Origin of the sequence: Streptomyces sp. BJ20 (genome assembly GCF_022869105.1) — a bacterium.
GTDB classification, from domain to species: domain Bacteria; phylum Actinomycetota; class Actinomycetes; order Streptomycetales; family Streptomycetaceae; genus Streptomyces; species Streptomyces griseoincarnatus.
Genome location: NZ_CP094918.1, coordinates 2,826,928 through 2,847,644, shown reverse-complemented (window position 1 = coordinate 2,847,644; position 20,717 = coordinate 2,826,928). Strand labels below are relative to the sequence as shown.

The following is a 20,717-nucleotide window of genomic DNA, read 5'->3' as shown; positions in this document are numbered from 1 at the left end:
GCCCGGTGGACATCGCGAAACCCCGCCCGACCCGGGGGCGGGTGCCCGCAGCCCTGGCCGTACTGACTGCGGGGCTGCTCGCGTTCCACCGGGCGGTGCCGAACACGCCGGGCCGGGTGGGCAGCCTGCTGGAGTCGTTCCTGCCGTGGCTCGGCCTGGCGGTCGTCCCCCTGTTCCTGTACGGCCTGGTGCGCAGGTCGCCCGTCGTCCTGGTGGCCGTGCTGCTGCCCGTCGCGGTGTGGACGCGTCACTTCGGTGACCTGCTCCTCCCCGCGTACCCGGCCGGGCCGCGCGATCTGGTCGTGGTGCAGCACAACGTCTCCGACGAGAACCCCGACCCGGCGGGCACGGCCCACGCCCTCGCGGGCTCCGGCGCGGACCTGATCGCGCTGGAGGAACTGGTGCCGGACGCGCTGCCCTCGTACGAGCGGGTCCTCGCCGCGCGCTATCCGCACCACGTGGTGCGCGGCACCGTCGGGCTGTGGTCGCGGTACCCGCTGAGCGGCGCGCGGACGGCGGACATCAAGCCGGCGGGCCTGACCGAGCCGTGGAGCCGGGGGCTGCGGGCGGTGGCCGCCACACCGCACGGGGAGGTCGCGGTGTACGTGGCGCATCTGCCGTCGGTGCGGATCGGGCCGCGCGGGATGACGTCGGCCCGGCGTGACGAGAGCGCCGAACGGCTCGGACGGGAGGTGGCGGCGGAGCCGCTGGAGCGGGTGGTCCTGCTGGGCGATCTGAACGGCACGGTCGACGACCGGGGTCTGGAACCGCTGACGTCCCGGCTGGAGGTACCACGGCGCGGGTTCGCGTTCAGCTTCCCGGCGGGGCCGCCGCTGGTGCGGATCGACCAGGTGATGGCCCGCTCGGCGACGGTGCACGGGATCGACACCCTGCCCGCCACGGGGAGCGACCACCTGCCGGTGCGGGCCCGGATCGGGCTCGGCTGAGGCGCGGACGCGAGAAGGGCCGTACCGGAATGCTCCGATACGGCCCGACGACCCGCTGTCTCGCAAGTCGGGACGACAGGATTTGAACCTGCGACCCCTTGACCCCCAGTCAAGTGCGCTACCAAGCTGCGCCACGTCCCGGTGCGCGTCGCACGGGTGAACCGCGTGATCGCGCGAGGAGCACTTTACCGCACAGCCGACGCCGGACCGAAGCCGGGCCGGGAGGCGGGGCACGAATCGGTGCGCCGGGCCGGGGCACAATCGGCCGTATGGGCACCACGGACAGCACATCCACCGACCACCGGTCCACCGGCCGCGCGCCCGCCGGGCGGGACCGCGACGACGAGGGCCGGGCACGCAACGCCCGCCCGCGCGACGGACTCGGGCGGCCCCTGCCGTACGGCGAGGAGGGCGTGCCCCGGCAGCCGGAAGGGGTGGTGCGGCGGCCGGAGGAGAGCGTCCGCGAGGCGCAGCGGCTGCTGAACGAGGGCAAGCCGTTCCACGCGCACGAGGTGTTCGAGGACGCCTGGAAGTCGGGTCCCGAGGAGGAGCGGGAACTGTGGCGGGGGCTGGCCCAGATGGCGGTGGGGCTCACCCACGCGGCGCGTGGGAACGTCACCGGCGGGGCGCGGCTGCTGCGGCGAGGGGCGGGCGCGGCCGAGGAGTGGGCGGCGGGCGGTGAGCTCCGGCCGCACGGGATCGACCTGGCGTCGGTGATCGCCTGGGCGCGGGAACTGGCGGCGGAGGTGGAGCGCGGGGAGGGCGTTCCGGTGGACGCGGGCGCGCGGGCGCCCCGGCTGCGCGGCGCCGCCTGACCTGGGTGCCGGGCGGCGGAGGGCGTGCGGCAGACTCGGGGCGTGCGGACTCTTCATGTGATCGGTATCGGCGCGGGCGACCCCGGCCAGCTCACCCTGCAGGCGGTCAGGGCCATGCGGGACACGGACGTGTTCTTCCTGCTCGACAAGGGCGAGGCGAAGGCTGACCTGACGCGGCTGCGCCGGGACATGCTGGAGACGCATCTGGCGGACCGGACCTACCGCGTCGTCGAGGAGCGGGACCCGGAGCGGGACCGCTCGGCGGGCGGCTCGGCCTACTCCCCCGCCGTCGGCGACTGGCGCAGCGCCCGTGCCGACATCTACGAGCGGATGATCGCGCAGGAACTGGGCGAGGACGAGACCGGCGCGTTCCTGGTGTGGGGCGACCCGGCGCTGTACGACAGCACGCTCGGCATCCTCGAGGAGGTGCGGGAGCGGGCCACGGTCGCCTTCGACTACGACGTCGTGCCGGGCGTCAGCAGCGTCTCGGCCCTCGTCGCCCGGCACCGCACGGGCCTCAACCGGGTGGCGCGCCCGGTGCAGATCACCACGGGACGGCGGCTCGCCGAGGAGGGATTCCCGGAGGGCGTGGACGACGTGGTGGTGATGCTGGACGCGCACCAGCGTTTCCGTGCCTTCGCCGACGAGGACGTCGACATCTACTGGGGCGCGTACATCGGCACCCCGGACGAGATCCTGGTCTCCGGTCCGGTCGCCGACGCCGCCCCGCGCATCGAGCGGCTGCGCGCCGAGGCGCGGGAGCGCAAGGGGTGGATCATGGACACGTATCTGCTGCGCCGCTCCCCCGGCGGGCGTTAGGACCTGCGGGGGCGGGTCCGGTCGGCGGGTGAGGGCCGGGGTGGTGGGCCGGGAGTGGTCCGTCGTGGTCTCGACCAGACCCTCACCGTGGGCGCGCGACACCCCCGGCTCCTCAGCGCACTCCCGTCGCCGGCCCGCTTCGCGCGGCGGGCGGTCGCGACCATCACAGTGGGTCCCTCCGGGGCGGTTGTCGACCGGACAGGGGCGTCGGCCCGGGCGCCCGGGGCGGGTGGCGACCGCCCGGCGCGCCCGATGCCGTGGGGCGTCGCCGCACGTGCGCGAAGGGCGTGCCGCTCTCCGGGACCGCAGGTCTAACGGGACCGGCGGCCGAGCGCCGCGTCCAGCCGGTTCAGCACCGCCGGCACGTCCGGGAGCGCGGTGACGTCCTCCGGCAGGGGCGGGCGGCGGACGACCACGACGGGGAGGCCGAGGTCCCGGGCGGCGGCGAGTTTCGCCGAGGTTGCCGCGCCGCCGCTGTCCTTCGTCACCAGCACGTCGACGCGGTGCTCGCGCAGCAGTGCCGTCTCGTCGGCCACGGTGAACGGGCCGCGCGCCAGCAGGACGTGCGTGTGCGGTGGCAGCGGCGGCTCGGGGGGTTCGACCGACCGTACGACGAAGCTCAGCTCCGTGAGTCCGGCGAAGGCGGCGAGGCCGAGACGCCCGGTGGACAGGAACACCCGGCGCCCGAGTGCGGGCAGCACGGCGGCGGCCGCCTCCAGGGACGGGACCGGGTGCCAGCGGTCGCCGCGGCCCGGCTGCCAGCCGGGGCGGCGCAGCACCAGCAGAGGCACCCGCGCGGCGGCGGTGGCGGCGGCCGCGTTCCCTGTGATCGTCGCGGCGAACGGGTGCGTCGCGTCGACGACGGCGTCCACGCTCTCCTCACGGAGCCAGGCCGCGAGTCCGTCGGGGCCGCCGAAACCGCCGACGCGTACCTCGCCGTCGAGCGCGCCCGGCCGGGACACGCGTCCGGCGAGCGAGGTGGTGACCCGGACCCCGGGGCGGGCGGTCAGCGCGGCGGCGAGCCGGCGCGCTTCGGTGGTGCCGCCGAGGATCAGCACGTGCGGGGACATGCGCCGAGCGTACGGGCCCCGGGTACGGCGGCCGGAGGCGGCCCGGAGGCCGAAGATCGCCGTCGTCCCGCACGCCCGTGCCGTTCGCCCTACGATGACGCCTGACGACTTAAGGAGTCATGGGCGTGGACTGGAGCAGTCGGGGCTATCACGCCCAGCGGTGGGCGGCGCGGGGGGCGTTGCTCGCGGCGGCGCTCGCGGTGGCGGCCCCCCTTGTCTACGGCGGGCTGCGCGGACTGCTGCTCCTGGTGCTCGGGGTGGCCGGGCTGGGGCTCAGCGCGGCGGCCGTGTGGTGGACGCTGACGTTGCGCGGGCCGCTGCGGTGGGGGGCCGCACTGGTCGCGGTATGCGTGCCGGCGGGGCTGCTGGCGCTGTTCGCGGTGACGTTGTTCTGGGCGTTGCTGGTGTCCCTGGCGCTGTGGGGTCTCGCGGTGTGGAGCGGAAGGTACGCGCTGCGCGGGACGGGCGGGCACACCCCGGCGCGTGAACGTCGCCTGCCGCCGCCCCGGAAGCCTGTACTGATCATGAATCCGCGGTCGGGCGGCGGCAAGGTGGGCCGGTTCCGGCTGCGGGAGAAGGCGGAGCGGCTGGGCGCGCGGGTGGTGCTGCTGGAGCCGGGGCAGCAGCACGACGTGACCGAGCTGGCCCGGCGGGCCGTCGCCGACGGCGCGGACCTGCTCGGCGCGGCGGGCGGCGACGGAACCCAGGCGCTGGTCGCGGCCGTGGCCGCGGAGCACGACGTCCCGTTCCTGGTGATCAGCGCGGGCACCCGCAACCATTTCGCCCTCGACCTCGGCCTGGACCGGGGGGACCCGGCGGCGTGTCTGGACGCGCTGACGGACGGGGTGGAGCTCCGGGTGGACCTGGGGTTCGCCGGGGACCAGCCGTTCGTGAACAACGCGTCGTTCGGCGCGTACGCGGCGATCGTGCAGAGTCCCGCGTACCGGGACGACAAGATCGGCACGAGTCTGGAGATGCTGCCGGACCTGCTCACCGGGCAGCAGGGGCCCCGCCTGCTCGTCCGCGCCGGTGACAACACGCTGACGGCTCCGCAGGCGGTGCTGGTCAGCAACAACCCGTACCGCACCGGCGACCCGTTCGGGCTCGGGCGGCGCGAGCGGCTGGACTCGGGGACGCTGGGCGTCCTCGGGGTGAAGGTGGAGGGCGCGATCAGCGCGGCCGCGCTGCTGCTGAACCCGGAACCGGCGGGGCTGACGGTGCTGACGGCGCCGGAGGTGGTCATCGAGGCGGACCGGGACGAGATCGAGGCGGGCGTCGACGGCGAGGCGATGGTCCTGCCCGCGCCGGTCCACTGCCGCATCGCCCCGGGCGCCCTCCGCGTCCGCGTCCCACGCAAACGCCCGGGCGTCGCCCCCGGCCCGCCTCGCCTGGACTGGCGCCGCCTCCGCAAGCTGGCCGCGACGGTAGGCCGCACGGCGGCGCCCACCCACCTCCACTGGCCCCGCCACAGGTCACGGCATGCGGAGGCCGACAAGGAGACGACACCCCCGGGCGGCCCGTCCGACACCTGAGCACGTGCCCTGCCTGCACGGCCGAACACTGGCATCACCCATGGGAGAGGCGGCCTCCCGACGATGCCTGCGGCCCTCGACGGCCGAGCGCGCCTGGAGCGCGCAGCGGCCGTCGAGCTCCCGCCAGGCGAGCCGACGCGGCACACCCCTACCGCACCCGCAGGAGCGGTACGACGCCGCGAGCGTCGCATCCCGCATGGGCGGGGCGGCGTAGCTCGCCTCCTCCGCCCCCGGCCGGCTGCCGATCGGGAGCGCCCCGGCCCGCGCACGGGGCCTGCCGGGCTCCGCCTCACCGCGCAGGCGCTCCGTCCTCCGCCGGGACCGGCCGACCGCGCCCCCAAGCGTCCGGCGGGTCGCCCGCCCCTCCTGCCGCCCGCACGGGCCCGACAGCCGCGCCGTCCAGCCGGACGAGACAGCCGCCCGGGTGTGCACCCGGGCACTCACCTCAGCAGCAACTGCAGTCCCCCCACCACCGTCGCCGCGATGACCAGTTGCTCGAACAGCCGTTGGTTGATCCGCGTCACCGCCCACTTGCCGAGGAAGGCGCCCGGCACCACGAACAGGACCAGCGCCGCGTCCAGCAGCAGCGAGTCCGCGTCGATCAGGCCGAGGCCCGCGCTGAACGGCAGCTTGGACGTGTTGACGATGAGGAAGAAGAACGCCGACGTGCCGAGGAAGCCCAGCTTGCGGAAGCCGGCCGAGAGCAGGTACATCGACATCACCGGGCCGCCCGCGTTGGCGACCATGGTGGTGAAGCCGCCGAGGACGCCGTAGGAGCGGGCCTTGACGCGGCCGGCCCGGGTGGTCACCCCGTCGGGTTCGTCCTCGGTGTCGGCGCGGCGCCGTCGCCACACCGTGACCCCGGCCATCAGCAACAGGATCGCCCCGATCGAGGTCCGTACGATCCCGTCGTCCGCCCATACGAGGAAGACCGTGCCGACGACCACGCCCGCCGCGACGGCGGGGAACAGCCGCCACAGGGTGGGCCAGTGCGCGTGCCGCCGGTAGGTCAGCACGGCCAGGACGTCCCCGGCGATCAGGATGGGCAGCAGCACGCCGGTGGACGCGCGGGCGGGCAGGACGGCGGCGAACACGGCGAGACTCACCGTGTTCGCGCCGCTGACGGCGGTCTTGGAGAACCCGACGAGCAGGGCCGCGAAGGAAAGGGCCGCGAATTCCCAGCCGGTGAGGTCCCAGAGGGTCATGGTGTTCATGCGGCGACCGATGCTACGTGCGGGCGTCGGCCGCCGGTAAGCCGCGTCCCAGCTGGTGACCTCCCGGCCGCCCGCCGCGGAGGTTGCCGCGAAGGCCGTGCGTCAGTGGCGTTCGACGAGCACCGCGCTGCCCTGACCCACCCCCACGCACATGGTGGCGAGGCCCCGTTCGGCGCCGGTGCGGCGCATGCGGTGCAGCAGGGTGGTGAGGATGCGGGCGCCGGAGCAGCCCAGCGGGTGGCCGAGGGCGATGGCCCCGCCGTCCGGGTTCACCCGCTCCGGGTCGATGCCGAGCTGGTCGACGCAGGCCAGCGCCTGCGCGGCGAACGCCTCGTTGAACTCGGCCTCCTGGATGTCCCCGATGTCCCAGCCGGCGCGGGCGAGCACCTTGCGGGTGGCGGGGACGGGGCCGATGCCCATGACGTCCGGATGGACACCCGCCGAGCCGCCGGCGACGTAGCGGCCGAGCGACTCCAGACCCAGGTCGTCGAGCGCCTCCTCGCTGACCAGGATCAGCCCGGCGGCGCCGTCGTTCATCGGGGAGGCGTTGCCCGCGGTGACCGAGCCGCCCGCGCGGAACACGGGCTTGAGCCGGCCGAGCTTCTCCAGGGAGGTGTCCTCGCGGACGCATTCGTCGGCGTCGACGACCACGCCGTCCGGGCGGGTCACCGGCAGCAGTTCGTCGGCGAAGTGGCCGTGTCCGCGGGCGTCGGCCGCGCGCCGGTGGCTGCGCAGGGCGAACTCGTCCTGCCGTTCGCGCGAGATGCCGTACCGTCCGGCGACCTCCTCCGCGGTCTCACCCATCGCCAGCAGGCCGTGAAGTTCCTTCATGGCCGGGTTGACCAGCCGCCAGCCGAGCCGGGTGTCGTACGTGTCCATGCGGTGCGGGAGCGCCTCGTCGGGGCGGGGCAGCACGAAGGGGGCGCGGCTCATGGACTCGGAGCCGCCGGCGATCACGATGTCGGCCTCGCCGGCCGCGATGGTGCGGGCGGCGGTGGTGACGGCCTCCAGGCCCGAGGCGCAGAGGCGGTTGACGGTGGCGCCGGGGACGGACTCGGGGAGGCCGGCGAGCAGGGCGGCCATGCGGGCGACGTTGCGGTTGTCCTCGCCGGCCTGGTTGGCGGCGCCCCAGTAGACGTCGTCGACGCGGGCCGGGTCCAGCGCGGGCACATCGGCGACCAGGCCGCGGATCACCGTGGCGGCGAGGTCGTCGGGCCGTACGCCGGAGAGGGCTCCGCGCAGTTTGCCGATGGGGGTGCGGCGGGCGGCCGCGAAGTGGACGGGACGCAACGGGGACTCCTGCTCCGGAAGCCGACGGCCGGGCTGCCGATCGGCGGCTCACTTAATTAGCACCGCTAGTTTCGGACTATAGACCGCCCAGCCCCTCCCGGGGAAGATCCTGGAGGTCACGGCCGGTCCCGCCGTACCGCCGGCCGGGTTTGTCCCGGTGGGCCGGGGGCACCCGCGCGTTCACGGAGTGGTCGCGGAGCGCGGCCCGTGCCGGCATCGCCCGCGGGTCCCCGCCCTCGCGCCACGAGCGCATCAACTGGGAGGAACACCACTTCATGACCGTCGTGAGGAGCACGCTTCCGGACGAGGCCCGCCGCATTTCCGGCGAGGCCCTCCAGGAGACCCTGATCGACCTGCTCGGACTGTCCCTGATCGGCAAGCAGGCGCACTGGAACGTCGTGGGGCCGCGGTTCCGCTCGGTTCACCTGCAGCTGGACGAGGTGGTCTCGGCCGCGCGCACGCACGCCGACACGGTGGCGGAGCGCGCCTCGGCCATCGGCGTGCCGCCGGACGGCCGCCCGGAGACGATCGCCAAGGTCTTCTCCCTGCCGGCGCCCGCGGAGGGCTGGCTGCGCGACTCGGAGGCCGTCGAGGTCATGACCGACGCCCTCGGCGCGGCGATCGCGCGGCTGCGCGAGCGCATCGACGCCACCGAGAAGGCCGACCTGGTCACGCAGGACCTGCTGATCTCCGTCACCGCCGACCTGGAGAAGCAGCGCTGGATGTTCGAGGCGGAGAACCACCCCCGGGAGTCCTGAGAACCCCGGACGCACGAGGCACGCGAACGAAGGGGCACACGATGACCGACGCCCTCGAGATGGACGCGCTGTGGGAGGACTTCCACCGCGCGGTGAACATGACGTCGGCGGAGCTGGCCGCATGGCTGCGGGTCGGTGACGCCGGCGAGACGACGGAGCCGCTGCCGGACCAGGCCGGCAGCGACACGGGACAGCACGTCCTGGCCATCCTCCAGAAGCGCCGCACCGACCTCACCGAGGACGACCTGCGCGTGATGGAGGAGGTCGTGAACGCCGTCCAGGACGAGACGGACCCGGAGAACGAGCCGGTGGCCGGCGACACCGCCCGCCGCCACCGTCTGATGACTCTGGGCCACGACCCGCTCAAGGCGTGACCGTGGCCGGCCGCGACGGCGAACGGGCCGTGGTGCGCGTCCTCGTCGACGCGCACGGCGAGACGTACGCGCACGAGGCGGGGATCGCCCTGCGGGACACGCCGCAGCCGCTGTACCGGCTGCTGGTGCTGGCCCATCTGCTGAGCGCGCGCATCCGCGGCTCGGTCGCCGTGGCCACCGCCCGAGCCCTGCACGAGGCGGGGCTGCGCGACGCGCGCCGGATGGCGGACGCGTCGTGGCAGGAGCGGGTCGACGCCCTCGGCCGGGGCGGTTACCGGCGCTACGACGAGCGCACCGCCACCCAACTCGGCGAGGCGGCAGAGCTGTTGCTGAACCGCTGGGGCGGCGACCTGCGCCGGCTGCGCGCGGAGGCGGCCGGTGACGTCGACGAACTGCGGCGTCTGCTGCAGGAGTTCCCCGGCATCGGCCCGTCCGGCGCGGGCATCTTCCTGCGCGAGGTGCAGGCGGTGTGGCCCGAGGCGGCCCCGCTGGTGGACGCCAAGGCGCTGCGGGGCGCCCGACGGCTCGGGCTGCCGGAGGACCCGGACCGGCTGCTCGGTCTCGCGGGCCGGACTGAACCTGCCGTGCTCTCCTCGGCACTGGTGCGCGCCGCGCTCGACAAGGACGTCGCCGAGGACACCCTGCGCAGAGCGGAATCCCGCTGACAGGCGCTCAGCTTCCCTACGGGTCGCCCCGGTTCACGGGGCGACCCGGTCCGTTCCCGGGACAATGTGATCACCGCGATGCACAATGGCCGGGTCGGCCCGTACGGGCAGGACGCGGGCGAGGGAGAGGGAGAGACCGTTGAGTGAGAGCCACACCCCGACGAGCGGCTCGGCGAGGCTGAACACCGGTGTGGCGCACAACGCGCGCGTGTGGAACTACTGGATCGGCGGCAAGGACAACTACGAGGTCGACCAGCAGGTCGGGGACCACGTCGCGTCGATCATCCCGGTCATCCGGGACATCGCCCGCGCGGACCGGGACTTCCTGGGCCGCGCGGTCACGTATCTGACACGCGAACGAGGGGTGCGGCAGTTCCTCGACATCGGCACGGGCCTGCCGACGGCGGACAACACCCACGAGATCGCGCAGCGCATCGCGCCGGACGCGCGGATCGTCTACGTCGACAACGACCCGATCGTCCTCGTCCACGCCCGGACCCTGCTGACCGGCACGTCCGAGGGCGCCACCGACTACATCGACGCCGACGTCCACGACCCGGGCGCCATCGTGGAGCGGGCGTCCGCGACGCTGGACTTCTCGAAGCCGGTCGCGGTGATGCTGCTCGGCATCCTCAACTTCGTGCTGGACACGGAGAAGGCCCGGGCGATCGTGCGCCGCATCATGGCGGAGGTGCCTTCCGGCAGCTTCCTGGTGCTCACCCACCCGACGTTCGACCCCGAGGTGGGCGGGGAACTCCAGGTGCCGGCGATGGAGTTCTGGAACGCGAACGCCACTCCCCCGCTCACGGCCCGTGGCGCGGCGGACGTCACCGCGTTCTTCGACGGACTGGAGCTGATCGAGCCCGGTCTGGTCTCCTGCTCCCGGTGGCGCGCCGAACCCGGCGCCGAGCCGGTGGTGCCCCAGTACGGCGCGGTGGCCGTGAAGCCCTGACCCCCGAAAGTATGATCAAAAAATGTCTGACATGACCGAGACCACGCCGGGCTGGCTGTCCTCCGACGACCTGGAGCAGGCACGCGCCCAGATGCCGATCCTGTACGTCGAGGCCGTCCCCGTGCGTGTGGACGACAGTGGTGAGGTCACCAGTGTCGGTCTGCTGCTGCGCATCGGGCCCGACGGGACGGTCAGCCGGACCCTGGTCTCCGGCCGGGTGCTGCACCACGAGCGGGTGCGTGACGCGCTGCTGCGTCATCTGGAGAAGGACCTCGGCCCGGTGGCGCTCCCCCGGGTCCCGGCGTCGTTGCAGCCGTTCACCGTCGCCGAGTACTTCCCCACCCAGGGGGTCACCCCGTTCCACGACCCCCGGCAGCACGCGGTGTCGCTGGCGTACATCGTGCCGGTGACCGGTGACTGCCGGCCCCGGCAGGACGCGCTGGACCTGGTGTGGTTCACCCCGCAGGAGGCCGTGTCGCGGGCGGTGCAGAGCGAGATGCCGGGCGGGCACGGGGTGCTGCTGAAGCAGGCGCTGGCGCACGCGGGCTGCGTGATCTGACGCGTGACGCCGTCCGGACCGCCGGGCGGGAAGGCGGTCCGGACGGTTCGGTGTCAGCTCTCCGGGTGGGTGAGGTTGGTGCCGTTCGACGGGTCGAAGACGTGCGCCTTGCCGAGGTCGACCCGCAGCTCGATCGGCTGTCCCTCGCGGGCGCGGGTCGCCGCGTCCAGCCGGGCCACGATCTGCTGGTTCCCGCCCGCGCCGGTGTCCGCCAGGCCCGAGTCCGACGCCAGTTCCTCCAGTTCGGCGGTGCTCACCGGGCCGCCCTCGGCGCTGAAGTGGACGTAGGCGTCGGAGCCCAGTGACTCCAGCACGTCCACGGTGACGGTGACGGCGGGGCCGCCGGTGTCGCGGGCCAGGCTCGCGTCCTCGAACGCCTCGGGCCGCAGTCCCACGATCACCTCGCGGGGCGCGTCCCGCCGCTCCAGCTCGCGGCGCATACGGTCGTCCAGCGGCAGGTCGCCGAGCGGGGTGCGCAGGGTGTCCGGGGTCAGGGACGCCTGGACGAAGTTCATCGCCGGGGAGCCGATGAACCCGGCGACGAACAGGTTGCGCGGCATGTCGTACAGCTCGGCGGGGGTGCCGACCTGCTGCACCAGGCCCTGGCGCATCACGACGACCCGGTCGCCGAGGGTCATGGCCTCGGTCTGGTCGTGGGTGACGTACACGGTGGTGGTGCCCAGGCGGCGCTGGATGCGGGAGATCTGGGTGCGCATCTGCACGCGGAGCTTGGCGTCCAGGTTGGACAGGGGTTCGTCCATGAGGAACGCCTTGGGGTCGCGGACGATGGCCCGGCCCATCGCGACCCGCTGGCGCTGACCGCCGGAGAGGTTGGCCGGCTTGCGGTCCAGGAACTCGACGAGGTCGAGCACCCGGGCGGCCTCCTCCACCTTGCGGTCGATGGTGGCCTTGTCGACCTTGGCCAGCCGCAGCGGGAAGCCCATGTTCTCCCGCACGCTCATGTGCGGGTAGAGGGCGTAGCTCTGGAACACCATGGCGACGTCGCGCTCCTTGGGCGCGAGGTCGTTGACGACCTGTCCGCCGATGCGCAGGGTGCCCTCGGTGATGTCCTCCAGGCCCGCGATCATGTTCAGGGTGGTCGACTTGCCGCACCCGGACGGGCCGACCAGGATCACGAACTCGCCGTCGGCGATCTCGAGGTCCACGTCCCGCACGGCGAGGGATCCGTCGGGATAGCGCTTGGTGACTCCCTCGAGGACGATCTCGGCCATGGGTGCTGCCTCCTTGCCTTCGGGCTCATCCCTTGACCGCGCCGGAGGTCAGGCCGGCGACGATCCGCCGCTGGAAGAGCAGGACGAAGATGATGATCGGGACGGTGATCACCACGGCGGCCGCGGCGATCGATCCGGTGGGCTGCTGGAACTGCGAGCTGCCGGTGAAGAACGCGATCGCGGCGGGCACCGTGCGCGCGGACTCGGTGGAGGTCAGCGAGATCGCGAAGAGGAAGTCGTTCCAGCAGAAGATGAACACCAGGATGGCGGTGGTGAACACGCCCGGCGCGGCGAGCGGCACGATGACCAGCCGGAACGCCTGCGCGGGCGTCGCCCCGTCCACCTTGGCGGCCTTCTCCAGGTCCCAGGGGATCTCCCGGAAGAACGCCGACAGGGTGTAGATCGCCAGCGGCAGCGAGAAGGTCATGTACGGGATGATCAGCCCGGGCCAGGTGTCGAAGATGCCGATGCTCCGCTCGATGTTGAACAGCGGGGACACCAGGGAGATCGGCGGGAACATCGCGATCAGCAGTGACATGCCGATGAGCAGCTGCTTGCCGGGGAACCGCAGCCGGGCCACCGCGTAGGCGGCCATGGTGCCGAGGATGACGGCGATCACCGTGGCGATGAGGGCGATGCCGATCGAGTTGATCAGGGCCCGGGTGAACTCGGAGGTCCGGAAGATCCCCTTGTAGTTCTCCCAGGTCCAGTCGGTGGGGATGTAGCTGCCGTCGGTGAGGGTGCTGGGCGTCTTGAACGAGAGGGCGACGATCCACCACACCGGGAACAGCGCGTACAGCACCACCACGACGTTGACGACGCCCCATCGCGTCGCGTGCGACCTGCCTGCGGCGGCCATCAGCGCTTCACCTCCGCGCCCGGTGCGGCGGCGCCGAACAGCTTGACGAAGGTGAAGGCGATGATCCCGACGCAGATGAAGATCAGGACCGAGATCGCCGACCCGATGCCCAGGTTCAGCGCGGTGAACAGGTTGTCGTAGCCGAGGATGGACAGGGATCCGGTGCCGTGGGCGCCCGCCGTGAGGACGTAGATGTTGTCGAAGATCCGGAAGGCGTCCAGGGTGCGGAAGAGCAGGGCGACCAGGATCGCCGGTTTCATCAGGGGCAGCATCACCTTGGTGAACCGCTGCCAGGGGGTGGCTCCGTCGACCATCGCGGCTCTCAGCGTCTCCTCGGGGACCAGGGCGAGGCCGGCGAGCAGCAGCAGCGCCATGAAGGGGGTGGTCTTCCACACCTCGGCCAGGATGATCAGCCACAGGGCGGGCCACTGCTCGGTGAGCGGGGCCTCCCCGCTGGGCAGCAGCCCGGCGAGATAGCCGAGTTCGGGGGTCCAGGCGTACTGCCAGGAGAAGGCGGCGACGACGGTGACGATGCCGTACGGGATGAGGACCGCGGTGCGGACCGTGCCGCGCGCGAAGAGCGTGCGGTGCATGACCAGGGCGAGGCCCATGCCGAGGACCAGTTCGACGGTCACGGACACCACGGTCAGGAACAGCGTCACCCAGAAGGCGTCCCACCAGAACGGTGAGGTCAGCACGGCGCCGTAGTTGCTGAGTCCGATGAACTCGGCTCGGTCGGGGAAGCGCAGGTCGTAGCGCTGGAGGGACAGGTAGACCGCGTAGCAGATGGGGTAGGCGGTCACGGCGAGCATGACGATCACGGCGGGCGCGCACAGCAGCCAGCCGAGGCGCCGTTCCTGCCGGGCGCCTGCCGACAGGGCCTTCTGGTCCTTCGCTTCGTCCTTCGCCGGCTCTGCCATGGTGCTCACGGGATCACACCCTCGGATCGCAGGGCCTCGTCGATCTGCTCCCTGATGGTGGAGACGTCGCTCTCCGGCTGGATGTCGGAGGGCGGGGACAGGGTGTGCGAGACGGCGATCGACACGTTCTGGTAGGCGGGGGTGAGCGGCCGTACGCTCGCCGACTCCAGGGAGGTCAGGACCTCCCTGGAGAAGGGGTACTCCTTCATGAAGTCCGGCTCGTCGTAGAGGGCGCGCAGGGTGGGCGGGAGTCCGCCCTTGAGCGCCGCGTTGAGCTGGTTCTCCCGGTCGCGCAGGCACAGGGCGGCGTCGAAGGCCAGGTCGGGGTGGCGGGAGTAGGCGCTGACGGCGAGGTCGATGCCGCCGATGGTGGGGCGCGAGGGGCGGTCGGCGTCCACGCGGGGGTAGACCGCCCAGCGGAAGTTCTTGAAGAGCGTGGGGTTGTTGCTCTTCATCGACGGATAGACGAACGGGTAGTTGATCTCGAAGGCGGCGACTCCCGACTCCATGGCGAGCCGGTTCTGGTCCTCCATCTGGTTGGGCAGGGAGGGGTCGGCGGCCGGGGAGCGGGCGAGGTCCCGCATGATCGAGGCGGCCCGGACGGCGGGCGGGCCGAGGGAGGGCTCTGTGGCGCTCGGGTTGAGGATGGTGCCGCCGGCGCTGTTGATCAGGGAGTTGAACCAGACGGTGAGGCCCTCGTACTGGGCGCCCTGGATCTCGACGTAGTGCGGTTTGCCCTGCCGGGCCAGGTCGCGGGACATGTCCAGCATCTCGGCCCACGTCGTGGGCGGCTCGGGCACGAGGTCCTCGCGGTACCAGAGCAGCTGGATGTTGGTGTTGTACGGGACGGCGTAGAGCTTGCCCTTCCAGGTCGCCGTCTGGATCGGCACGTCGAGGGTGCCCTCGGTGGCCCTGCGCCTGTTCTCGCCGGTCCACTCCTTGATCCAGCGGGCCTCGGCGAACTCGGCGGCCCAGGTGACGTCCAGACCCAGGATGTCGAGGGAGTCGTCCTCGGCGGCGAGGCGGCGCACCATCTGCTGCCGCTGGCCGTCGGCCGCTCGTGGCAGCTTGTTGTAGACGATGCGGTAACGCCCCCCGGACTCCCGGCTGCACCGGTCGGCGGCCTCCTGGAGGGCGCCGGAGTCGTCGGGGAAGTTGTACCAGTTGAGGGTGGGGCGGGAGCTCTCGTCGTCACCGCCGCAGGCGGCGAGCGTCGAGGCGAGCACGGTCAGGGCGAGCAGCGCCCGCGCGCGCCGCGGCCTTCTGTGACGTCCGCACCTCGCGTGCAATCGCTCCACACCTCGCTTCCGGGACGGCGGCACGGGCGTCGGAACCCGCGACGGTGTCTCCGCCGGAACGTTAGATAGTTACAAAAGAGACATCAAGGACATATGCCGACGATTCTCATCGCGCCCGGACCGATGAGTTCCCGGCTTGCGGCCGGTCCGTACTCGTGACACCTCAGGAAGGGACAACGCCATGTCGGAGCTTCTCGTCGACTTCATCACATCCCTCGACGGCTACGCGTCGGGAGAGGGGTGGCCCGGATTCTGGGGCCTCGAAGGCCCGGAGTACCTCGCCTGGCTCGGCGAGCAGCCCGAGGTCACCTACCTGATGGGAGCGAACACCTACCGTTTGATGTCCGGCTTCGCCGCGGGCGACGTCCCGGCCGGCCAGGACGAGTTCAGGGACGAGGAGAAGGAGTCCGTCGACGAGCTCACGCAGGCGCCCAAGGTGGTGTTCTCCTCGACCCTGGAGGAGCCGCTGAAGTGGGCGAACTGCACGCTCGTCCGCGACGACGCCGTGGAGACCGTCCGCGCCCTGAAGGAGAGCGGGTCGGGGATCCTCAGCACCATCGGCAGCCTCAGCCTCTCCCGGTCCCTGCTGCGGGCCGGTCTCGTCGACCGCTTCCGGGTGGTGATGTTCCCGGTGATCACCGGGGCCACGGGCGCGGAACGCATCTACGACGGCTATCCGGACGTCGCCCTCGAGATGACCGGGAGCCGCACCTTCGACGGCCGCACACAACTGGTCGAGTACAAGCCCCGCGTGCTGGAGCACCCGCCTCTGGGCGCGCCTGCCTGAGGTGACCGTCACGCGTCAGGGCCGGTACCGGATGTCATCCGGTACCGGCCCTGGACCACGACTCGCACACGTCGGGACGACAGGATTTGAACCTGCGACCCCTTGACCCCCAGTCAAGTGCGCTACCAAGCTGCGCCACGTCCCGTTGCCCGTCTGACCTGGGGATTCCCCCGGCCGAACGCGCACGGAAACCATACCGCACTCGGGACGGTGATCGCGCATCCGTTTCCCGCGCACGACACCTCCGGGTGACACTTGACCTCAAGTTCGGTTGAGGTCGCACCGTCGACTGCATGACGATCACCGAGCAGCGCACGCAGACGTACGGATACGCCGATCTCCCGGGCCTCATGGGGCTGATGACCGGCGACGAGAAGCACGGACCCGCCGCGACGTCCACGCTGGACGTGCTGTGGGTCCTGTACGACCGGGTGCTCCGGGTCGGCCCGGACAGCGCCGACGCCCCGGGACGGGACCGGTTCCTGCTGTCGAAGGGACACGGGCCGATGGCGTACTACGCCGTCCTGGCCGCGAAGGGATTCCTGCCGGTGGACCGGCTGCCCGGCTTCGGCTCCTACGACTCCCCGCTCGGCCATCACCCGGACCGGACGCTGGTGCCGGGCGTGGAGATCGGCAGCGGGTCGCTGGGGCACGGGCTGCCGATCGCGGTGGGCACGGTGCTCGGGCTGCGCGCCCAGGGGCTGCACGACCCGGTGGTGTGGACCCTGATCGGGGACGCCGAACTGGACGAGGGCAGCAACCACGAGGCGATCGCCTTCGCCGGCCCCGCGGGCCTGGACCGGCTGCACACGGTCGTCGTCGACAACTCCTCGGCGTCGTACGCCCGTCCGGGCGGGATCGCCGCGCGGTTCGAGGCGGCCGGATGGTCCGCCCGCACGGTCGACGGCCGTGACCACGAGGCGCTGTACGCCGCGTTCACGGCCCCGCACCCGGGAAGGCCGCACGTGGTCGTGGCGCGCGTCGAGCCGAAGAACGCGTGATCGCCCACCTCCCCTCCCGTCACCTCACTCATCGAAAGGCCGATTCCCGTGGACAGCATGCGTGATCGTTTCGCCCCCGTCGTCACCCGGCTCCTGGACGAGGACCCGAGGGTCGCCGTGGTCCTCGCGGTGGTCGGCGCGGACGGCTTCACCGAGGCCCGGCGCCGCCACCCGGACCGGGTGGTCGACGTCGGCATCCGGGAGCAGCTGCTGGTCGGCGCGGCGTCCGGGATGGCGCTGACCGGGATGCGGCCCGTGGCGCACACCTTCGCCAGCTTCCTCGTCGAGCGCCCGTTCGAGCAGGTCAAGCTGGACCTGGGGCACCAGGACGCGGGCGCGGTGCTGGTGAGCGCCGCCGCCTCCTTCGACTGGCCCGCCGGCGGCTACACCCACATGGCGCCGGGTGACGTGGCGCTGCTCGACACCCTGGACGGGTGGACGGTGCATGTGCCCGGGCACCCGGACGAGGCCGAGACGCTGCTGCGGCACGCGGTGGCCGCCGGGGACGACAAGGTGTACGTCCGGCTCTCCCTTCAGTCCAACGCGGCCGGGCGGCCCGTGGACGGACAGCGGTTCCTCACGGTCCGGGAGGGGCGCGCGGGGGTGGTGGTCGCGGCGGGGCCGATGCTGGACGCCGTGCTCGCGGCGACGGAGGACCTGGACGTCACCGTCCTGTACGCCACCACCGTTCGCCCCTTCGACGCGGCGGCGCTGCGCCGGGCCAGCGCGACGGCGGGGACGGACGTCGTACTGGTGGAGCCGTATCTGGCGGGGACGTCGACGGCGGCGGCGAACGACGCGCTGGCCGACGTGCCGCACCGGGTGCTGGGGCTGGGTGTGGGCCGGGCGGAGCTGCGCCGCTACGGGCGGATCGACGAGCACCTGGCGGCGCACGGCCTGGACGCGCGGTCGCTGCGCGAGCGGATCACCCGGTTCACCGCCGGTGCGGTGTCCGCCGGCGCCTGAGCCGCGCACCCGCGGCGGGGTACGCGCGGCGGACCGCCGGGACCCCCCTCCGGACCCGGCGGCCACGCGTGATCGGGATCATGCCACGGGGCACTGACAACGGGAGGGGGCCGTTCGGCCCCGGCTCCGTCAGCCCTGCGGCGGCAGCCCCAGCCGGGGGTACGCCTCGAGCAGCCGGGCCGGGGCGGCCTGGCGCCAGGAGTCGGCGAGGACGTCCCGCAGCTCGTCCTCGTCCTCCAGCGCCGTGAGCCGGACCCGCACCCACGCGAACTGGGCCTCGTGGTCCGCGATCCAGAACTTCCCCGGCTCGGCGAGGGCCAGTTCGTCCCGCTCCTCCTTGGGACAGCGCACGGCGATCGACGTCTCGTCCTCCGGCAGGGTGGCGAACATCTTCCCCGCGACCCGGAACGTGGGCATGCTCCAGGCGATCTTCTCCGTGGTGTCCGGCAGGGACAGGGCGATCCGTCGTACGTCTTCGGCATCCGGCATGGCAGGAACGGTAGCGGGCGGGACCGACAATCACCGTTCGGTGCCTGCCCTCCCGCTTTCGAGGGCTCCGCTCCCGGGCCCCCGGTCGCGCGGTTCCCCGCGCCCCTGTCGGGGCGTCACCGGCAGGCGCTTGTAGTAGATCGTCGTCGGCCGCGGCACGCCGCCCGGGTCCGCCGCGTAGTCCGGGATCGCGCCGGCCTCGGTCCAGCCTGACGTGCGGTACAGGTGCTCGGCGGGACTGCCCGTCTCGGTGTCCAGGTGCAGCAGGGTGATGCCCTGCCCGGCCGCCGCCCCCTCCGCCACGGTCAGCAGCCGCCGGGCGAGGCCCTTGCCGCGTGCCGCGCGGTGCACCATCAGCTTCACCAGTTCCGCGCGGTGCGCACTGTTGGGTTTGTCGGGCAGGGCGAGGCTCACGGTGCCCAGCACCCGGCCCGGTTCTTCCCACGCCGTCCAGACCGCGAGCCGGCCGGCGGCGACGGCCTCGCACCGCTCCGTCCACCAGGCGACGGCGGCCGCTCGGTCGAGCGGGGCGAGGAAGCCGACGGACGCGCCGCCGTCCACGGTGTCGGTCAGCAGCTCGGCCAGCGCGCCGGTCATCTCCCGGAGCCGGTCGGCGCCGGGGCGTTCGACGTTCACGGGCGCATCACCGCCAGCACGTAGCGGACGTCGTCGGGGCCGGGGCAGCGGAACCGGGTGGGCCCCCAGACCCGCAGGCGCAGGCAGTCGCCGCGGCCGAGGCGGTGCCCGGTGTCCCCGACGGTGACGGCGAGGGACCCTTCGAGCACCCAGATGTGCTGTTCCAGGCCGGGCACCGGCGGCCGGTCGTAGGCGATGTCGGCGCCCGCGGTGAGACGGCCCTCGACGAGTTCGCCGCGCAGTCCGGCGTGCGGCGGGGACACGGAGCGGCGGACGAAGCCAGAAGCCTTGTCCCGCCACACCGGCTGGTCGGCGGCGCGCATCACCGGCGCGGGCTCCGCCTCGATCTCGCTGAGCAACTGGGACATGGTGCGGCCGTAGACGGCGCAGAGGCGGTTCAGCAGGGAGGCGGTGGGGCTGGTCTCGGCCCGCTCGGCGCGGGACAGCGTGGACCGGCTGACGCCGCTGCGCTCGGCCAACTCCGCCAGCGACCAGCCGTGTTCGGCCCTCAGTTCCGCCAGCCGCGCGCCGAGGCGCACGTCGACGGGATCGGGGACGAGCGCTTGGTCTTGTTTCACATCTGGGACGATATCCCGGATACGACCGGCCCGGAAGTCGGCAGCCCGAAGCCGCCCGGCGGCGCCGGCCGCCCCGCGTCCCCTCAGGCCCTCGCCCGACCGCTCAGAGGAGCGCGCCGCCGGAGACCTCGATCCGCTGGGCGGTGACCCAGCGCAGGCCCTCGGAGGCAAGGGCGGCGATGGCGTCGCCGATCTCCTCGGGTTCGCCGACGCGGCCGAGCGCGGTCTGCGAGGCCAGGACCTGGCGCATCCCGGCGTCGTCCCGCATCACCCCACCGTTGAAGTCCGTGGCGGTCGGCCCCGGGGCGATGGAGTTGACCCGTATGCCGCGCGGGCCGAGCTCTGCGGCGAGAGTGCGGCTCAGGGCTTCGACGGCGGCCTTCGAGGCGGAGTAGACCGAAGTGGCGGGGCTGGTGTGCCGGGTCAGTGACGTCGAGACGTTGATGACGTGGCCGCCCCGGGCCAGCAGTGGCACGAGTGCCTGGGTGAGGAAGAACGTGCCCCGGACGTTGGTACCCATCACCGTGTCGAAGTCGTCGGTCGTGACGCCCTCCAGCGGTCCGAAGACTCCCACCCCGGCGTTGTTGACCAGGATGTCGAACCGCGAAGCACCCCAGCGCTCCAACTGCTCACCCAGTGCGGAGGTGAAGGACGGGAAAGAGGAGACGTCATCGATGTCGAGCCGGAGCACGGCGGCAGCCCCACCCGCCGCCCGCACCTGTTCCGCCGTCCTCCCGGCCCCGTCCGCGTCGCCGCGGTGGGTGACCAGGACCCGCACCCCGCGTGCGGCCAGGGCGACGGCCGCGGCACGTCCGAGACCGCGATTCGCGCCGGTCACCAAAGCGATCCTGTCGATCGTCATGATCTGTCCCTCCACCGCGCGATCACCGGCTCACCTGGGCGTCGCGGATACGATGCGAGTCGCTCGACTCGCCTTCCTCTCGTACCGTAAGCAG

General features: G+C 72.8%; 23 protein-coding genes and 2 tRNA genes. 12 read left to right on the top strand and 13 right to left on the bottom strand.

Going from position 1 to position 20,717, the window contains the following annotated elements:
- The first annotated feature begins 5 nt into the window (after window positions 1-5).
- The gene (locus tag MTR79_RS12940) at window positions 6-947 is read left to right on the top strand and encodes an endonuclease/exonuclease/phosphatase family protein (RefSeq protein ID WP_244790260.1); all 942 of its coding nucleotides are present in this window, start codon (window positions 6-8) and stop codon (window positions 945-947) included.
- Between the two features lie 67 nt (window positions 948-1,014).
- On the opposite strand, the gene MTR79_RS12935 is transcribed toward MTR79_RS12940, so the two are convergent.
- Window positions 1,015-1,088: transfer RNA gene (locus tag MTR79_RS12935), tRNA-Pro, on the bottom strand.
- 128 nt (window positions 1,089-1,216) lie between these two features.
- Between MTR79_RS12935 and MTR79_RS12930 the strand changes: the two genes are divergently transcribed.
- Both MTR79_RS12930 and cobF read left to right on the top strand, forming a co-directional pair.
- A complete protein-coding gene (locus MTR79_RS12930) occupies window positions 1,217-1,762 on the top strand; it encodes a DUF309 domain-containing protein (RefSeq protein ID WP_244790258.1) in 546 nt (181 codons plus the stop codon).
- A 42-nt stretch (window positions 1,763-1,804) separates the two neighbouring features.
- Window positions 1,805-2,581 (top strand): precorrin-6A synthase (deacetylating), encoded by a 777-nt coding sequence (gene cobF, locus MTR79_RS12925; protein WP_244790256.1) that lies wholly within the window; start codon window positions 1,805-1,807, stop codon window positions 2,579-2,581.
- Between the two features lie 311 nt (window positions 2,582-2,892).
- Here the strand turns inward: cobF and MTR79_RS12920 are convergent, their stop codons facing one another.
- Window positions 2,893-3,651 carry a cobalt-precorrin-6A reductase gene (locus MTR79_RS12920; protein WP_086699157.1) on the bottom strand — a complete coding sequence of 253 codons (759 nt, stop codon included), beginning with the start codon at window positions 3,649-3,651 and terminating at the stop codon, window positions 2,893-2,895.
- A gap of 119 nt (window positions 3,652-3,770) precedes the next feature.
- On the opposite strand from MTR79_RS12920, the gene MTR79_RS12915 reads away from it, so the two are divergent.
- Entirely contained in the window at window positions 3,771-5,183 is a 1,413-nt protein-coding gene (locus MTR79_RS12915; RefSeq protein ID WP_086699155.1) for a diacylglycerol kinase family protein, read from the top strand.
- 440 nt (window positions 5,184-5,623) lie between these two features.
- On the opposite strand, the gene MTR79_RS12910 is transcribed toward MTR79_RS12915, so the two are convergent.
- Window positions 5,624-6,397 carry a sulfite exporter TauE/SafE family protein gene (locus MTR79_RS12910; protein WP_086699154.1) on the bottom strand — a complete coding sequence of 258 codons (774 nt, stop codon included), beginning with the start codon at window positions 6,395-6,397 and terminating at the stop codon, window positions 5,624-5,626.
- A 102-nt stretch (window positions 6,398-6,499) separates the two neighbouring features.
- Window positions 6,500-7,687, bottom strand: a complete 1,188-nt coding sequence (locus MTR79_RS12905) for a thiolase family protein (protein ID WP_086699152.1) — start codon at window positions 7,685-7,687, stop codon at window positions 6,500-6,502.
- A 275-nt stretch (window positions 7,688-7,962) separates the two neighbouring features.
- Here MTR79_RS12905 and MTR79_RS12900 point away from each other — a divergent pair, with 275 nt between their 5' ends.
- From MTR79_RS12900 to MTR79_RS12880, 5 genes are all read left to right on the top strand, one after another.
- Window positions 7,963-8,445: a DNA starvation/stationary phase protection protein gene (locus MTR79_RS12900; RefSeq protein WP_086699179.1), complete on the top strand. Its 483-nt coding sequence runs from the start codon at window positions 7,963-7,965 to the stop codon at window positions 8,443-8,445.
- A gap of 41 nt (window positions 8,446-8,486) precedes the next feature.
- Complete coding sequence (locus MTR79_RS12895) at window positions 8,487-8,819, top strand: DUF3140 domain-containing protein (protein ID WP_086699151.1); 333 nt, start codon at window positions 8,487-8,489, stop codon at window positions 8,817-8,819.
- Between the two features lie 2 nt (window positions 8,820-8,821).
- Window positions 8,822-9,484 carry an endonuclease gene (locus MTR79_RS12890; RefSeq protein WP_244790254.1) on the top strand — a complete coding sequence of 221 codons (663 nt, stop codon included), beginning with the start codon at window positions 8,822-8,824 and terminating at the stop codon, window positions 9,482-9,484.
- Between the two features lie 139 nt (window positions 9,485-9,623).
- Entirely contained in the window at window positions 9,624-10,436 is an 813-nt protein-coding gene (locus MTR79_RS12885) for an SAM-dependent methyltransferase (protein WP_086699150.1), read from the top strand.
- Between the two features lie 31 nt (window positions 10,437-10,467).
- On the top strand, window positions 10,468-10,995 hold the full coding sequence (locus tag MTR79_RS12880) for an NUDIX hydrolase family protein (RefSeq protein ID WP_189366681.1): 528 nt from the start codon (window positions 10,468-10,470) through the stop codon (window positions 10,993-10,995).
- A gap of 53 nt (window positions 10,996-11,048) precedes the next feature.
- Here MTR79_RS12880 and ugpC read toward each other — a convergent pair whose 3' ends face one another.
- The 4 genes from ugpC to MTR79_RS12860 are packed head-to-tail and all read right to left on the bottom strand — an operon-like array spanning window position 11,049 to window position 15,304.
- Window positions 11,049-12,227: a sn-glycerol-3-phosphate ABC transporter ATP-binding protein UgpC gene (ugpC, locus tag MTR79_RS12875; RefSeq protein WP_189366674.1), complete on the bottom strand. Its 1,179-nt coding sequence runs from the start codon at window positions 12,225-12,227 to the stop codon at window positions 11,049-11,051.
- 25 nt (window positions 12,228-12,252) lie between these two features.
- The gene (locus MTR79_RS12870; protein WP_244790251.1) at window positions 12,253-13,086 is read right to left on the bottom strand and encodes a carbohydrate ABC transporter permease; all 834 of its coding nucleotides are present in this window, start codon (window positions 13,084-13,086) and stop codon (window positions 12,253-12,255) included.
- Window positions 13,086-14,006 (bottom strand): sugar ABC transporter permease, encoded by a 921-nt coding sequence (locus MTR79_RS12865; RefSeq protein WP_086699176.1) that lies wholly within the window; start codon window positions 14,004-14,006, stop codon window positions 13,086-13,088. Before MTR79_RS12865 ends, MTR79_RS12870 begins: the two co-directional genes overlap by 1 nt.
- Window positions 14,007-14,011: 5 nt before the next feature.
- Entirely contained in the window at window positions 14,012-15,304 is a 1,293-nt protein-coding gene (locus tag MTR79_RS12860; protein ID WP_244790249.1) for an ABC transporter substrate-binding protein, read from the bottom strand.
- A gap of 181 nt (window positions 15,305-15,485) precedes the next feature.
- Between MTR79_RS12860 and MTR79_RS12855 the strand changes: the two genes are divergently transcribed.
- Window positions 15,486-16,091 (top strand): dihydrofolate reductase family protein, encoded by a 606-nt coding sequence (locus MTR79_RS12855; RefSeq protein ID WP_086699142.1) that lies wholly within the window; start codon window positions 15,486-15,488, stop codon window positions 16,089-16,091.
- 71 nt (window positions 16,092-16,162) lie between these two features.
- Here MTR79_RS12855 and MTR79_RS12850 read toward each other — a convergent pair.
- Window positions 16,163-16,236 (bottom strand) — tRNA-Pro (locus tag MTR79_RS12850).
- Between the two features lie 148 nt (window positions 16,237-16,384).
- Here MTR79_RS12850 and MTR79_RS12845 point away from each other — a divergent pair.
- Complete coding sequence (locus tag MTR79_RS12845) at window positions 16,385-17,092, top strand: transketolase (protein WP_086699141.1); 708 nt, start codon at window positions 16,385-16,387, stop codon at window positions 17,090-17,092.
- Between the two features lie 48 nt (window positions 17,093-17,140).
- On the top strand, window positions 17,141-18,058 hold the full coding sequence (locus tag MTR79_RS12840) for a transketolase C-terminal domain-containing protein (protein ID WP_244790247.1): 918 nt from the start codon (window positions 17,141-17,143) through the stop codon (window positions 18,056-18,058).
- A gap of 129 nt (window positions 18,059-18,187) precedes the next feature.
- On the opposite strand, the gene MTR79_RS12835 is transcribed toward MTR79_RS12840, so the two are convergent.
- From MTR79_RS12835 to MTR79_RS12820, 4 genes are all read right to left on the bottom strand, one after another.
- On the bottom strand, window positions 18,188-18,547 hold the full coding sequence (locus MTR79_RS12835; protein ID WP_086699138.1) for an MmcQ/YjbR family DNA-binding protein: 360 nt from the start codon (window positions 18,545-18,547) through the stop codon (window positions 18,188-18,190).
- A gap of 30 nt (window positions 18,548-18,577) precedes the next feature.
- Window positions 18,578-19,144, bottom strand: coding sequence for a GNAT family N-acetyltransferase (locus MTR79_RS12830; RefSeq protein WP_244793147.1), 567 nt, complete (start codon window positions 19,142-19,144; stop codon window positions 18,578-18,580).
- 35 nt (window positions 19,145-19,179) lie between these two features.
- Window positions 19,180-19,761 carry a helix-turn-helix domain-containing protein gene (locus MTR79_RS12825; RefSeq protein WP_244790246.1) on the bottom strand — a complete coding sequence of 194 codons (582 nt, stop codon included), beginning with the start codon at window positions 19,759-19,761 and terminating at the stop codon, window positions 19,180-19,182.
- A gap of 103 nt (window positions 19,762-19,864) precedes the next feature.
- Window positions 19,865-20,623 (bottom strand): SDR family oxidoreductase, encoded by a 759-nt coding sequence (locus tag MTR79_RS12820; RefSeq protein WP_244790243.1) that lies wholly within the window; start codon window positions 20,621-20,623, stop codon window positions 19,865-19,867.
- Window positions 20,624-20,717: the final 94 nt, after the last annotated feature.

Excerpts from the sequence above, each read along its gene's own strand:
- MTR79_RS12870 (WP_244790251.1), bottom strand. The coding sequence starts at position 13,086 with ATGGCCGCCGCAGGCAGGTCGCACGCGACGCGATGGGGCGTCGTCAAC.
- MTR79_RS12880 (WP_189366681.1), top strand. The coding sequence starts at position 10,468 with ATGACCGAGACCACGCCGGGCTGGCTGTCCTCCGACGACCTGGAGCAG.
- MTR79_RS12930 (WP_244790258.1), top strand. The coding sequence starts at position 1,217 with ATGGGCACCACGGACAGCACATCCACCGACCACCGGTCCACCGGCCGC.
- MTR79_RS12855 (WP_086699142.1), top strand. The coding sequence starts at position 15,486 with ATGTCGGAGCTTCTCGTCGACTTCATCACATCCCTCGACGGCTACGCG.
- MTR79_RS12865 (WP_086699176.1), bottom strand. The coding sequence starts at position 14,006 with ATGGCAGAGCCGGCGAAGGACGAAGCGAAGGACCAGAAGGCCCTGTCG.
- MTR79_RS12835 (WP_086699138.1), bottom strand. The coding sequence starts at position 18,547 with ATGCCGGATGCCGAAGACGTACGACGGATCGCCCTGTCCCTGCCGGAC.
- MTR79_RS12830 (WP_244793147.1), bottom strand. The coding sequence starts at position 19,144 with ATGACCGGCGCGCTGGCCGAGCTGCTGACCGACACCGTGGACGGCGGC.
- MTR79_RS12920 (WP_086699157.1), bottom strand. The coding sequence starts at position 3,651 with ATGTCCCCGCACGTGCTGATCCTCGGCGGCACCACCGAAGCGCGCCGG.
- MTR79_RS12900 (WP_086699179.1), top strand. The coding sequence starts at position 7,963 with ATGACCGTCGTGAGGAGCACGCTTCCGGACGAGGCCCGCCGCATTTCC.
- MTR79_RS12910 (WP_086699154.1), bottom strand. The coding sequence starts at position 6,397 with ATGAACACCATGACCCTCTGGGACCTCACCGGCTGGGAATTCGCGGCC.
- MTR79_RS12845 (WP_086699141.1), top strand. The coding sequence starts at position 16,385 with ATGACGATCACCGAGCAGCGCACGCAGACGTACGGATACGCCGATCTC.
- MTR79_RS12820 (WP_244790243.1), bottom strand. The coding sequence starts at position 20,623 with ATGACGATCGACAGGATCGCTTTGGTGACCGGCGCGAATCGCGGTCTC.
- MTR79_RS12895 (WP_086699151.1), top strand. The coding sequence starts at position 8,487 with ATGACCGACGCCCTCGAGATGGACGCGCTGTGGGAGGACTTCCACCGC.
- ugpC (WP_189366674.1), bottom strand. The coding sequence starts at position 12,227 with ATGGCCGAGATCGTCCTCGAGGGAGTCACCAAGCGCTATCCCGACGGA.
- MTR79_RS12915 (WP_086699155.1), top strand. The coding sequence starts at position 3,771 with ATGGGCGTGGACTGGAGCAGTCGGGGCTATCACGCCCAGCGGTGGGCG.